The following is a 13,039-nucleotide window of genomic DNA, read 5'->3' as shown; positions in this document are numbered from 1 at the left end:
GGAGCCCATGTCGAGACCGATCCGACGCATCGCATCGCGCGCGCCACGCGCTGCGATCGCCGCCGCCCTGTTCGCTTCGCTTACCCTCATTTCTGGAGTCCGTGCCGGTATGGCCGAAACCTTCGCCTATGTCGGCAATGCCGACAGCAACGACATCAGCGTGTTCAAGATGAGCGAGAGCGGCGAGATGACGCTCGTGCAGACGGCCGCCTTCAAGGGCGTCGAAAAGCCGGGCTCCTCGACACCGCTCGCGATCACGCCCGATCACCGTACGCTGATTGCCGGAATCCGATCGCAGCCCACTCTCGCGGTGAGCTTTGCGATCGATCCCAGGACGGGCGAGCTCGACCATCTCGGCAACGGACCGCTCGCCGACAGCATGGCCCATATCGCCATCGACCGCAGCGGCAAGTTCCTGCTCAGCGCCTCCTATGGCGGCAACAAGGTCGCGCTGAATCCGCTGCTTGGCAACGGCCTCGCCGGCGAGCCCAAGCAGGTGATCCCGACCGGGCTGAACGCCCACGCCTTCCTGCCCTCGCCCGACAACCGCTTCGCGTTCGCGACCAATCTCGGCTCCGATCAGGTGCTGGCCTTCGCATTCGATGCCACGACCGGCACGCTGACGCCGAACGACCCGCCGGGGCGCAAGGTGCCGGAGAAATCGGGGCCGCGGCACTTCGTGTTTCATCCCGGCGGCAAGTTCGTCTATCTCCTCCACGAGCTGAACGGCGACGTCGCGGCCTTCACTTATGAAGCCAGGAGCGGCGCGTGGGACGAGATCCAGCGCACCACCGCGCTGCCGGAAGGGTTTTCGGGAAAAGAGCCTAATAAGAAACCTTGGGCGGCCGACATCCACATCACGCCGGACGGCCGCTTCCTCTACGCTTCCGAGCGCACCACCAGCACGCTCACCGCCTACAGGGTCGATGGCTCGAGCGGCAAGCTGACCACGATCGGCAGCGTGCCGACCGAGAAGCAACCGCGCGGCTTTCAGGTCGATCCCAGCGGCCGCTATCTCGCCGCGGTCGGCGAGCTCTCCGACAGCATGACGGTTCATGCCATCGACCAGGGCAGCGGCGCGCTGACCAAGCTGAAATCCTACCCCACCGGCAAGAAACCGAACTGGGTCGAGTTCCTGAAACTGCCGTGAGGAGCCGTCGCCGACCTACGTAAACATCCGTAATTTCGCGAGGCCCGGCTTGGCGTCATATCTCGGTCATGGACCGGCAGATTGTCTTCAAATGCCCCCAGACGGGCCTGAACGTGCAGCATCGGCTTACCGACGAGCCGAGCGATCGCACGCACGTGTCGGTGTCGTGTCCGGCCTGCACGCGGCTGCATCTGATCGAGCGGGCCAGCGGCAAGCCGGTGGGTGAGCGGCGCCGCTGACGCCCGCCGCGCGCGACTCGAGCTCTTCGGAGCGAACCTGTTCTCCAATCCCGCGACTCATCAAAGACTTGCTTGTCAAAGACTTGCTTGCCGCGACTGCCGGCGGCGGCACGGCGCGTCCTGATTCGGGACGACGCGGCCGTAGTGCGGGCGGCGGCCATCTGCTATCGATTGGAGGCATAGCCCAAGTGGAATTTACCCAATTGGAATTTCCGATGCGTCATTTGCCCCGCGCCGTTGTTCGAAACCTGTGCCCCGCAGCCGTCGCCGGCCTGCTCGTCCTCAGCCCCCATCCGGCCGGTGCCGCCGATGACGACGCGCCGAAGGGGCCGGCGGTCACGGTGCTGAAGGTCGCGAAATCCTGCTTCTCCGACGTCGTCGAAGCCACCGGCACGATCATCGCGCGTGAGGAAACCTCGGTGCGGCCCGAGCGGCCCGGCCTGAAGGTCACGGACGTGCTGGCGGAAGCCGGCGACACCACCACCGCCGGCCAGGTGCTGGCCCGGCTGGCGCTGCCCGAAGGCGGCACGCTTCAGGTCACCGCGCCCGTGGCGGGGGTGATCGCGACCTCGACCGCGCAGATCGGCAACTTCGCCTCGGCCAAGGGCGAGGCGCTGTTCACGATCGTGGCGCGCAGCGAGTACGACCTCGTCGGCCTCGTGGCCACCACCGATGTGCGCAAGCTCGCGGTCAATCAGCAGGCCACCGTGCGGATCCCAGGTGGCGGCGACATCAGCGGCAAGGTGCGCCGCATCGGACCGACCGTCGAGCCGAACATCCAGCAGGGCATGGTCTACATCGGCATCTCCTCGCAGAAGCGGCTGCTGCTGAATGGGAGCGGGCGCGCGCTGATCAAGACCGGGCAGAGCTGCAACGTGGCGGTGCCGCTGACCGCCGTGCAATATTCGTCCGCCGGCACCGTGGTGCAGGTGATCCGCCGCAACCGCGTCGAGACCAAGCGTGTCGAGGTCGGCTTGATGTCCGGCGGCAATATCGAGGTCCGCGACGGCCTCAGCGAGGGCGACGTCGTCGTCGCCCGCGCCGGTGCCTTGCTGCGCGAAGGCGATCCGGTGCGTCCCGTGATGGCGAGCGCGGAAGCGGCGAAGTAGGAGCAACGTCGTAGGGTGGGTTAGCCGAAGGCGTAACCCACCTCTTTGCTTTCCAAGCTGACGCGAGAGAAGCGGTGGATTACGCCTTCGGCTAATCCACCCTACAAGAGCCGCGAACTAACCGCCGGCTTCGCCGAAACGGACGTCTTCGAGCAGCGACGACGATACGGTCGGGACCTGGTCGCCTTCGCTGGCGCGGGAGATGGCGAGGCGGGTCTTGTTGAAGACGCTCTCGGCGCTGCCGGGCTTGCTGAGGTTGTTGAGGAACTCGCTGACCAGCACGCTGTGCTCGCCCTTCCCGTCGTCGACGACCTTGCCGGGCGAGGCGGAGGTGAGGATGAGCGCATTGTCGGACGCGCTGATCGGCGCGAGACCGTGGCTGTAGGAGCGGAAGCGGCGCTCGTAGGGATTGCGGCGGGAGGCGTCGACCACGACGAGCTTGGCCTTGGCGCCCTGCTCCTTCATCATCTCGAGCACGCCCTCGATCGACACGCCTTGGCGGCGGACGTCCTTTTCCTTCCAGATCACGGCATCGACCGGCAGCATGTAGCTCTCGCGGCCGGCCTGCACGCCGTAGCCGCCGAAGAACAGCATGACGACGCTGTCGCGGGTGATCCGCGACTTCAGGCGGCTCACGGCGCGGACCATGTCGTCGCGGGTCGCATCTTCCACCATGTCGACGTCGAAGCCGTTCTTGCGCAGGGACGAGGACAGCGCACGGGCGTCGTTGATCGACTGCGTCAGCGGCGCGCTGGCGTCGGGGTAATGTCCATTGCCGATGACGAGCGCGAGGCGCGAGCTCTGGCCGATCGAACCAGTGATCTGGTCGGTCGAGACCGCCTTGGCGGCATCGATCGCACGCATGTTGAGAGCAGCATGGGCGCCGATCACCAGCGACACCGTGCCGATGAGGGCCGCGGCGAGGGCGATCGTACGTCTGGAAAGGTCGAGCTGCTTTAGATTCATCTCGCTTCGTTTCCTGTGCCAAAGACCTAACAAGCGCGCGCACACTGTTTGAGTAGCGCGATAGCGTCTTTAGGTTTGAGGGATTGGCCGGGGATGTGACCCCGAATTGCGCGCAATTTGCGGCGCCGCACCAAACAAACCCTTAACCGGATATAGGCCCTGGGGCAATAGATTGCTCAAAATTTGAACTAAGCGTCTGAATATACTTGATAATTCTCCGATACAAATTGCCGCCTTTACGGCTTCCCCGTAGCCTTCCGGGGAGCGATCATGCAGCCTTCGTGCCGGCTTTTCCGTGACTTCCATCACATTTGTTTTTCCCGCGAATCCGGGTAGCTTTTTCAACGACTTGCAGGGGGTGGCGCGCAGATGGCAGCGTGCCTGATGTCCCCGACCAAGGCCCCCGCGACCAGGTATTTCATGAGCTTTCATTATTTTGCCGGCGCCGCCTGCCGGGCGCTGACGGCGCGGAAGGACGGCCCCTCGCTTTACGACGTCTGCGATCCCGTATTGTCGGATACGGCCAGCGGCGATCCGCATCTCGCCAAATTCTACAGGACCGCCCTCGGCAATCCCGCGCTGCGGATCCTGCTCCGCCGCGCCGGCCTGCCCGAGCTGCGCGACGAGGGGATGCTGACGCGGCTGCGCGCGGCCCTCGCCCAGGCCCGCGACGAGGCCGAGCCCGACTGGGCGGCGGTCGGGCAGCCGATCGCCGATCTCGTCGACAGCATCGCGCTCGACCACCCCAAGCCGCCGCCGGTGCCGTTCACCGCCACCATGCCGCAGAGCGCTGAGATCGACGGCGTGATCCGCGATTGCGCGCAGCATCTGCTCGGCTCGTACCGCCGCAACGGCTTCCTGCCGACCTACGCCGCCTTCAACCTGATCGGCGATGCTGATGTCCGCGGCCGCGAGCTGATCATGGCGCTCACGGGCCTCAACGCGCGCGGCTACAAGAATTCCTCGCTGCTGTTCAACCTCGCCCGCGTCTTCATTGCGCGCTCGCCCGCGCGCGCCGTGGTCAATCCGCCCTGGAAAGGCATTGCCGAGCCGATGTGGGAGCCGGTGCAGATCCGCCACCGCTCGGCCTATTACGACGCGTTCTTCATCGAGGCCCTGCTCAGCTTCGTCGAGACCGGGCTCGCCTCCCCGGCCGACAAGGTCGCGGCGGAGCGCGCGATCGCCGACATGGTCGATTTCTGCGTCAACATCAGTCGCGAGGAGGTCGAGGGCTTGGGCGGCGCGCGCTTCAACGTCGTCACCGCACTGGCGCCGGCGCCGCATCCGCGCTTCTCCCGTTACTTCGCGCAGATCAAGCAGGACCTCGGTTTCGGCATCTACGTGCCGGATTGCGACACCACGGCCTGCTCGATCTCCGCGGCGACGCAGGCCGGCTGTACCGACGCGATCATCGACCAGCCGCTCCTGGACTTCTATGCGGGCTATCAGGTGCGCGCCGGCGTCAACGAACCGCGCGTGACCGTGCCGCTCAACGACAATATCGACTATGAGGGCGGGGTTGCGACCTGGATCGACAATCTCAAGGGCGAGCGCCCTTACGGCAACGATCTCGATCCGACGCTCAATCTCGACATTCTCGAGGTAAGCTTCCGCAACCTTGAGCGCTGGAAGGTGCTGGAGACGCCGTCGCGGCTTGCAACATTGCACCGGATCATCGGCTTTCAGAAGCGGCTGGCCGCCAGCGGCGCCTTCGCCAATCCGCGCTCGCACATCTATTATCTGCCGGAGCTCTACAGCGCCTATTTCGGCCGCTGCTATGCCGCCTTCCTGGCGCTGCCGCTGGCGGCGCAGGCCGCGATCGATCCCGCCGGCGATTTCGATTTCATCCGCCATCGCGTGCTGTCCTACGTCAAGGGCGAGCTGATGGCGGCCGAGATGAACGTGTTCGACGCCGCGCTGGCGCTGATCGCGCTCGGCCATCTCGGCGCCGACCCGCGCGCCTTCGCACCGGCGCTGAACGTGATCGTCGCCGGGCTCGGTGAAGGCGGCCGCCGCGGCCCGTTCCGCGCCTATGAATGGAACAAGATGAAGACGCCGACGCGGATCCTGGTCGGTGGCCCGGAGGTGACCTCGGCGTTCGTGCTGATGGGGCTGGCGGTGGCGAAGCGGGCGATGGCGCGAGGGTGAGGGGTCTCGTAGGGTGGATTAGCGAAGCGTAATCCACCATCTAACCTCCGCGGATACGAACAGTGGTGGGTTACGCCTTCGGCTAACCCACCCTACGAGACTGTCGCAAAATGACAGGAAGTTGAAAGCCTATCTGTTCGGCATGCGCTGGCCGCGCGGCCAAAAGCCGACCACAATTGCGCCGTCTATCGAGATTTTCATCACAACTGGACGGGCATGTTGCGAAAGGTCCTGATTGCGCTGTCTTTGTTCGCCATCCCTTCGCTGGCGGATGCCGCCGAGATCACCGGCACGGCAAAGGTCCGCGCTGGCGATGCGGTGGTGATCGGCACCACGCGGATCCGGCTCGGCGGCATCGACGCGCCTGCAATCGACCAGCTCTGCCTTAACACCAAGTCCGAGCGCTGGACTTGCGGCGTCGCGGCCCGCGATGAGCTCGCCAGATACGCCGAGGGCAAGACTTGGGTCTGCCGCCCGAGATCGGTCGACCGGCGCGGCCGCACCGTGGCGCGCTGCGAGGTCGGCGGCGAGGACATCCAGAAATGGCTGGTGCGCAACGGCTGGGCGCTGGCCTACGCCCACATGTCCCGCGACTATGAAGCCGATGAAAAGGCCGCGCGGGAGGCCAAGGCAGGGATGTGGCAGGGCGCCTTCATCGCGCCGTGGGACTGGCGCGTCCGCAACAAGAAGACCGCGATCCTCGGCGCGACCAAGCCGCCTGACGGCGCGCACGCGGTGCTGCTCGCTTCGGCCTCGGGGCCGGTCGCGCCGTCGCCGGACTGCACCATCAAGGGCAACGTCAACAGCTCCGGGGAGTGCATCTTTCACCAGCCGACCAGCCGCTGGTACACGCAGATCAGGATGAAGATCAGCAAGGGCACCCGCTGGTTCTGCTCGGTCGAGGAGGCCGAAGCGGCCGGTTGCCGGGAGACGAAGCGATAACCCAGCCCTGCATTTTGCGCGCTTTTCTCGGGACGCGCCGGCACGTAAAAGCATGATTCAGCGACCCACCATCCTGTTCTCAGGCAATAAGGACCGACAGCAATGACCGTTCGCGCGGGCCGGGAGTTTCTGGCCATCCCCGGGCCCACCACGATGCCCGACGAGGTGCTGCGGGCGATGCACCGTCCGGCGATCGACATCTACTCCCAGGAGATGCTGGATCTCACCGAGAGCCTGCTCAGCGACATCTCCAAGCTGTTCGCGACCAAGGGCAAGTCCTACATCTACATCGCCAACGGTCACGGCGCCTGGGAAGCGGCGCTGAGCAACGTCCTGTCGCGCGGTGACAAGGTGCTGGTGCTGGAGAGCGGTCGGTTCGCGATCGGGTGGGGCAACGCGGCGGCGCTGATGGGCGCCGAGGTCGAGGTGCTCAAGGGCGATTGGCGCCGCGCGGTGCGGCCGCACGAGGTCGAGGAACGCCTGCGCCGCGACAAGGAGCACAGCATCAAGGCCGTCGTCGTGGTCCAGGTCGACACGGCCTCCGGCGTGCAGAACGACATCGAGGCGATCGGCAAGGCGATCAAGGCGAGCGGCCATCCCGCGCTCTACATGGTCGATACCGTCGCCTCGCTCGGCTGCATGCCGTTCGAGATGGACAAATGGGGCATCGACGTTGCGATGTCCGGCTCGCAGAAGGGCCTGATGACGCCGCCCGGCCTCGGCTTCGTCGCCGCCAATGCGCGCGCGCTCGAGGTGCACAAGAAGGCCAACATGTCGACGCCCTATTGGAGCTGGAGCGAGCGCGAGGGCACCGAGAATTATCGCAAATATGCCGGCACCGCGCCGGTGCATCTGCTGTTCGCGTTGCGCAAAGCGATCGACATGCTGCACGAGGAAGGCCTGGAGAACGCCTTCCGCCGCCACAGCCTGCTCGGCGAAGCCGCCCGCCGCGCGGTCTCGGTCTGGTCGGAAGGCCAGGTACTCGGATTCAACGTGGCCGAAGCCAGCGAGCGCTCCAACACCGTGACCACGGTGACGATGAGCAACGGCCACGATCCGGCGGTGCTGCAACGCTATTGCAAGGACAAGTGCGGCGTCGTGCTCGGCACCGGCATCGGCGATCTCTCCGGCCAAGCCTTCCGCATCGCCCATATGGGCCATGTCAATGCGCCGATGCTGCTCGGCACGCTCGGGGTGATTGAGGTCGGGCTGAACGCGCTGAAGATCCCGCACGGCAAGGGCGGGCTGGAGGCGGCGGTCGCGTATCTCGGGGAAGAGGTGGCGGTGTAAGTCGCGCGCGCGCCTCTTCCTTCTCCCCTTGTGGGAGAAGGTGGCGCGAAGCGCCGGATGAGGGGTTCTATCCGCGATTCCCGACTGCCAGGACTCGCGGATAGAACCCCTCACCCGTCTCGCCGCTATGCGGCGAGCCACCCTCTCCCGCAAGGGGAGAGGGGAAGATCAGCGCTCCACCCGATACGCCTCCACCTGTGCCTTCAGCTCATTCAGCGGCGCGAGCGGCGCTTTCGGGTCGACGCGGTGCTCCCCGCTTGCCAGCCACTTCAGCACCATCGCGTCCACGACCGGCGAGTGGTGGATGACGTCGCTGTAATTGTTAAGATCGTGCGTGACCGCCGCGACCGCGCGGAAATCGTGCAGCCGGACGTTGGGCATTTGCGTCAGACGCCGCGCAATGTGCGCCGTGAGTGCGGTGACGATCTTCAATGTCTCCGGCGAGGCATCGCGCATCGCGACGAATTGCAGGATCGAATAGGGCGGGAAGTAGATGTCGAAGGTCACGTCAGGGTGGCGCGCGATCAGGCCGACGGCGTCCTGTTCGAAATGCCGGACCATGGCTTCGTAGCTGTAGCCTTCGCCGAGGAAGCGACGGCGCACGGGATCAGTGATGTAGGTGAAGGCGGCGAGCGTCTTTCTGGTGTTGTAGTCGCGCGCGACGTCGAAATCACGCGGCAGGGCGTAGATGTCGTCGATGTCCGCCAGCGCGAACTTGACCGGCAGATAAGGCGACGCCCGGGTCAGCGGCTCCCGCAGCAGCGGGACGGACCGCACCAGCGCGAACACCGATTCCTTCGCCATCGCCGCGCTGAACAGATAGGAGGCGATGCCCTTGGCGGTTCGGCGATAAAGATCGACGGACAAATAAGGGTCGGTCTCGATGTCCGCGGCATCGATGAAGATGAAATCGTCCATTTCCCAGATCACGCGCCTTGCGCCGCGGTCGATCGCCTGCTCCAGCACGAAGGCCTGCTGACGCGAGTTGGAGCCGGTCATCGCTAGCTTGAGCGAGCGGACACGAAGCGCGCGATCGATGTCGCTCTGGCGGAAATGGATCGCAAGCGAGGTGCCCATGAAGGCGGTGTCGAACGGCTGGCTGTTGATCAGCCCGGCATTCTGCACGCGCGTGTCCTCCGAGTAGAAGGCCGGGACAAGGCGCGAGGGGCGGAACAGCTGCAGGGGATCGACGATGAAGGTGAGCGCCGCGGCGCTCAGTACGCAGGCCACGCTCGCCAGCAGAAGACGCCCGAGATTGGTGAATGCGCCCTGCATCAGAATCGGAAATAGATGAATTCGCTGTGGCTCTGGATGCCCAGGAAGCCGAAGGCGAGCAGCAGCGAGGCCGCATAGAGCACCAACGGCCGCGTGCGCCCTGCCCGCAAGGCCGCGCCGACCTCGCGGTTGCCGTGGTCGTATTCCATCAGCGCTTGTGTGTTCGGCGCCAGCCACACCAGCGCCGCATAGATCGCGACTTGCACCAGGGCCGCGATCTCCTCGCGGCCGAGCACGAGGTTCGAAGGGGCAGCCATGGCGTGGAGCACCCGCAATGCCCAGGCGACGCTCTCGGCACGGAAGAACACCCAGGCGATGACGACAGCGAGGAAGGTCAGCACGGCGCCGGCGATGCGAGCTGGGCGTGCAATCAGCGGCGGACCGTTCGGCACCAAGGCATTGAAGGCATGATTGACGCAGAGATAGGCGCCATGCAGCGCGCCCCAAATGACAAAAGTCCAGGCCGCGCCGTGCCAGAGCCCGCCGAACAGCATCGTGATCATCAGATTGACGTAGCGCAGCACGCGGCCGCGGCGGTTGCCGCCGAGCGGGATGTAGAGATAGTCGCGCAGGAATTGCGACAGCGTCATGTGCCAGCGCCGCCAGAATTCGACGATGCTGGTGGCCTTGTACGGCGAGTTGAAATTGACGGGCAGGAAGATGCCGAACAGCAGCGAGATGCCGATCGCCATGTCGGAATAGCCGGAGAAGTCGAAATAGAGCTGGAAGGTGTAGGCGAGTGCGCCGAGCCAGGCCTGGTCGAAGCTCGGCGAGCGCGCCTCGAAGGCGAGCGCGACCAGCGGCTGGATGCCGTGGGCAAGGCAGGTCTTCTTGAACAGGCCGATCGCGAAGATGATGATTCCGCACAACATGAGATGCCCGTCCGGGCGCTTGGTCTCCTCGTGCTCGAATTGCGGGATCATGTCCTTGTGATGGAGGATGGGCCCCGCGATCAGATGCGGGAAGTACGTCACGAACAGCGCGTAATGCGGCAGCGCATAGGCCGCGACCTGGCCGCGATAAGCGTCGACCAGAAACGCGATCTGGGTGAAGGTGTAGAAGGAGATGCCGACCGGCAGCAGGATGTGGAGCGCGACATCCGTGCCGAGCAGCGCGTTGACGTTCTCCGCGACGAAGCCGGCATATTTGAAGATGCCGAGCATGAGGAGATCGCCGACGACGCCGAGCGCGAGTGCGGCCTTTCGTTGCGGGTGCGTGAGCTCCGCCACGATGAGAAGATGGCCGACGCCGTAGTTGAAGGCGATCGAGAGCAGCAGAAGGGCGACGAACTGCCAGCTGCCGATTGCGTAGAAGGTGATCGAAGCCAGCGCCAGCCAGACCACCGGAGCCAGATTGCTGCGCCGGCCGAGCCGGAAATAGCCGGCGAGCACGACCGGCAGGAACAGCAGGATGAACGCATAGGAATTGAACAGCATCGGGCTGGACCGGCGGCGGGATATTGCCCCTCAAAGCACACAAGGGGCCGATCAACAACCCGGCAGCATGGGCGGTCGTGCTGGCAATCCGCGGAATCGGAACGATATAAGGTGGGACACGGCGAGCCGCTTTTTCTTCTCCCTCTCCCCGTTCTTAAGGGGAGAGGGTCGGGGTGAGGGGCTCTCTCCACAGATGAGACCATAGCGAGACCTGTACCCCCTCACCCGGAATTTGCTGTCGCAAATTCCGACCTCTCCCCGCAGGCGGGGAGAGGTGAAGGAGGCCGCGCCACGTATTTGAACGAGGACCGAGTGACCCAAGCCAAGACGCCTTCGAAGCCCCCCGTCGCCCCGCGCCGGCCGCATTCCTTCACGCGGCACGGCATCACCGTGACTGACGATTATGCCTGGCTGAAGGACGCGAACTGGCAGGAGGTGCTGCGCGATCCCGCCGTGCTCGATCCTGACATCCGCAAATATCTCGACGAGGAGAACGCCTACACCGAGAGCCTGCTCGGCCACACCTCGGGCCTGCAGAAGACGCTGGTGCGCGAGATGCGCGGGCGGATCAAGGAGGACGATTCCAGCGTCCCGTCACCGGATGGGCCGTTCTCCTATTTCCGCAGGTTTCGCGAGGGCGGGCAGCACGAGCTGTTCGGCCGCATGCCGCGCGACGGCGGCGACGGCCAGATCGTGCTCGATGGCGACGCGCTCGCCAAGGACCACCAATATTTCAAGTTCGGCGGCAGCCGCCACTCCTACGATCACAAGCTGCAGGCCTGGAGCGCCGACACCAAGGGCTCGGAATATTTTTCGATCCGCGTCCGCGACTGGGCGACGGGAAAGGACCTCGACGATCTCGTCGAGGAGACCGACGGCGGCGTGGTCTGGGCTGCGGACTGCAAGAGCTTCTTCTATGTGAAGCTCGACGACAATCACCGCCCGATGCAGGTTTGGCGGCACAAGCTCGGCACCAAGCAAGCCGACGACACGCTGGTCTATGAGGAGCAGGATGCCGGCTGGTTCACCCACCTGCATGAAAGCACCAGCGGCCGCTTCTGCGTCATCGCCGGCGGCGATCACGAGACTAGCGAGCAGCGGCTGATCGATCTCGCCAATCCCGAGGCGCCGCCGCGCCTGGTCGCTACGCGCGAGGAGGGCGTGCAATATTCGCTGGCCGACCGCGGCGACGAGCTGTTCATCCTCACCAATGCCGACGACGCCATCGACTTCAAGATCGTCACCGCGCCGCTTCACGCGCCCGAGCGCAAGAACTGGCGCGATTTGATTGCGTATCGGCCCGGCATCTACATCATCGACCTCGATCTCTATGCCGGCCATCTGGTGCGGCTGGAGCGCGCCAATGCGCTGCCCTCGGTCGTGATCCGCGACCTCGCTAGCGGGGAGGAGCATGCCATCGCCTTCGACGAGGCCGCCTATTCGCTCGATACGATGGGCTCCTACGAATTCGACACGACGACACTGCGCTTTGCCTATTCGTCGATGACGACGCCGTCGGAAGTCTATGATTACCACATGGTCAAGCGCACGCGCGTCTTGCGCAAGCGGCAGGAGATTCCGTCAGGCCATGACCCGGCCGACTACGTCACGACCCGCATCATGGCGAAATCGTATGACGGCGCCGAGGTGCCGGTCTCGATCCTCTATCGCCGCGGACTGAAGCTCGACGGCGCAGCGCCACTGTTGCTCTACGGCTACGGCTCCTACGGCATGGCCATGCCGGCCTCGTTCAGCGCCAACCGCCTGTCGCTGGTCGACCGCGGCTTCGTCTATGCCATCGCCCATATCCGCGGCGGCGCCGACAAGGGCTGGGGCTGGTATCTCGACGGCAAGCGCGAGAAGAAGACCAACTCGTTCGACGATTTCGCCGCCAGCGCCCGCGCGCTGATCGATGCGAAATACACCAGCGCCAAGCGCATCGTCGGCCATGGCGGCTCGGCCGGCGGCATGCTGATGGGTGCGGTCGCCAACCGCGCCGGCGAATTGTTCGCCGGTATCGTCGCAGAGGTGCCGTTCGTCGACGTGCTCAACACCATGCTCGACGACACGCTGCCGCTGACGCCGCCGGAATGGCCGGAATGGGGCAACCCGATCGAGAGCGAGAAGGATTTCCGCACCATCCTGTCGTATTCGCCTTACGACAACGTCGCGGCAAAGGACTATCCGGCGATCCTGGCGATGGGCGGACTGACTGATCCCCGGGTCACTTACTGGGAGCCCGCCAAATGGATCGCGCGCCTGCGCGCCACCATGCGCGGCGGCGGCCCGGTCCTGCTCCGCACCAACATGGGCGCCGGCCACGGCGGCGCCTCGGGCCGCTTCGACCGGCTCGACGAAGTCGCGATCGTGTACGCGTTCGCGCTGTGGGCAGCGGGGATGGCGGAGGCGTGACGTCGTAGCCCGGATGGAGCGGAGCGCAATCCGGGATTCGCGCAGAGATCAACACTGTTCCCGGATTACGCT

General features: G+C 65.2%; 10 protein-coding genes. 7 read left to right on the top strand and 3 right to left on the bottom strand.

All coding sequences use genetic code 11. The features are described 5' to 3' along the window. The first annotated feature begins 7 nt into the window (after positions 1 to 7). From N2605_RS36170 to N2605_RS36160, 3 genes are all read left to right on the top strand, one after another. Positions 8 to 1,150 carry a lactonase family protein gene (locus N2605_RS36170; RefSeq protein WP_260345445.1) on the top strand — a complete coding sequence of 381 codons (1,143 nt, stop codon included), beginning with the start codon at positions 8 to 10 and terminating at the stop codon, positions 1,148 to 1,150. 68 nt (positions 1,151 to 1,218) lie between these two features. Then, positions 1,219 to 1,389, top strand: a complete 171-nt coding sequence (locus tag N2605_RS36165) for a hypothetical protein (protein ID WP_167361671.1) — start codon at positions 1,219 to 1,221, stop codon at positions 1,387 to 1,389. A gap of 215 nt (positions 1,390 to 1,604) precedes the next feature. Beyond that, a complete protein-coding gene (locus N2605_RS36160; RefSeq protein WP_036015950.1) occupies positions 1,605 to 2,498 on the top strand; it encodes an efflux RND transporter periplasmic adaptor subunit in 894 nt (297 codons plus the stop codon). 117 nt (positions 2,499 to 2,615) lie between these two features. Here N2605_RS36160 and N2605_RS36155 read toward each other — a convergent pair whose 3' ends face one another. Next, on the bottom strand, positions 2,616 to 3,464 hold the full coding sequence (locus tag N2605_RS36155; RefSeq protein WP_036015927.1) for a caspase family protein: 849 nt from the start codon (positions 3,462 to 3,464) through the stop codon (positions 2,616 to 2,618). 420 nt (positions 3,465 to 3,884) lie between these two features. Here N2605_RS36155 and N2605_RS36150 point away from each other — a divergent pair, with 420 nt between their 5' ends. The 3 genes from N2605_RS36150 (at position 3,885) to N2605_RS36140 (ending at position 7,844) form a co-directional block, all read left to right on the top strand. After that, a complete protein-coding gene (locus tag N2605_RS36150; RefSeq protein WP_260347540.1) occupies positions 3,885 to 5,612 on the top strand; it encodes a hypothetical protein in 1,728 nt (575 codons plus the stop codon). Positions 5,613 to 5,828: 216 nt separating this feature from the next. Continuing rightward, on the top strand, positions 5,829 to 6,554 hold the full coding sequence (locus N2605_RS36145) for a thermonuclease family protein (RefSeq protein ID WP_036015924.1): 726 nt from the start codon (positions 5,829 to 5,831) through the stop codon (positions 6,552 to 6,554). Between the two features lie 102 nt (positions 6,555 to 6,656). Next, positions 6,657 to 7,844, top strand: coding sequence for a pyridoxal-phosphate-dependent aminotransferase family protein (locus N2605_RS36140; protein ID WP_036015923.1), 1,188 nt, complete (start codon positions 6,657 to 6,659; stop codon positions 7,842 to 7,844). Between the two features lie 168 nt (positions 7,845 to 8,012). Here the strand turns inward: N2605_RS36140 and N2605_RS36135 are convergent, their stop codons facing one another. Continuing rightward, positions 8,013 to 9,119 (bottom strand): hypothetical protein, encoded by a 1,107-nt coding sequence (locus tag N2605_RS36135; protein WP_225190145.1) that lies wholly within the window; start codon positions 9,117 to 9,119, stop codon positions 8,013 to 8,015. After that, complete coding sequence (locus N2605_RS36130) at positions 9,119 to 10,555, bottom strand: MBOAT family O-acyltransferase (protein WP_260345440.1); 1,437 nt, start codon at positions 10,553 to 10,555, stop codon at positions 9,119 to 9,121. Before N2605_RS36130 ends, N2605_RS36135 begins: the two co-directional genes overlap by 1 nt. A 312-nt stretch (positions 10,556 to 10,867) precedes the next feature. Here N2605_RS36130 and N2605_RS36125 point away from each other — a divergent pair, with 312 nt between their 5' ends. Further along, entirely contained in the window at positions 10,868 to 12,967 is a 2,100-nt protein-coding gene (locus tag N2605_RS36125; RefSeq protein ID WP_260345439.1) for a S9 family peptidase, read from the top strand. Positions 12,968 to 13,039 lie beyond the last annotated feature (72 nt).

Source organism: Bradyrhizobium yuanmingense (genome assembly GCF_025200905.1).
Classification (GTDB): Bacteria; Pseudomonadota; Alphaproteobacteria; order Rhizobiales; family Xanthobacteraceae; genus Bradyrhizobium; species Bradyrhizobium yuanmingense.
Note: the sequence above shows the minus strand (reverse complement) of the source record. Positions and strands in the feature narration are given on the sequence as shown.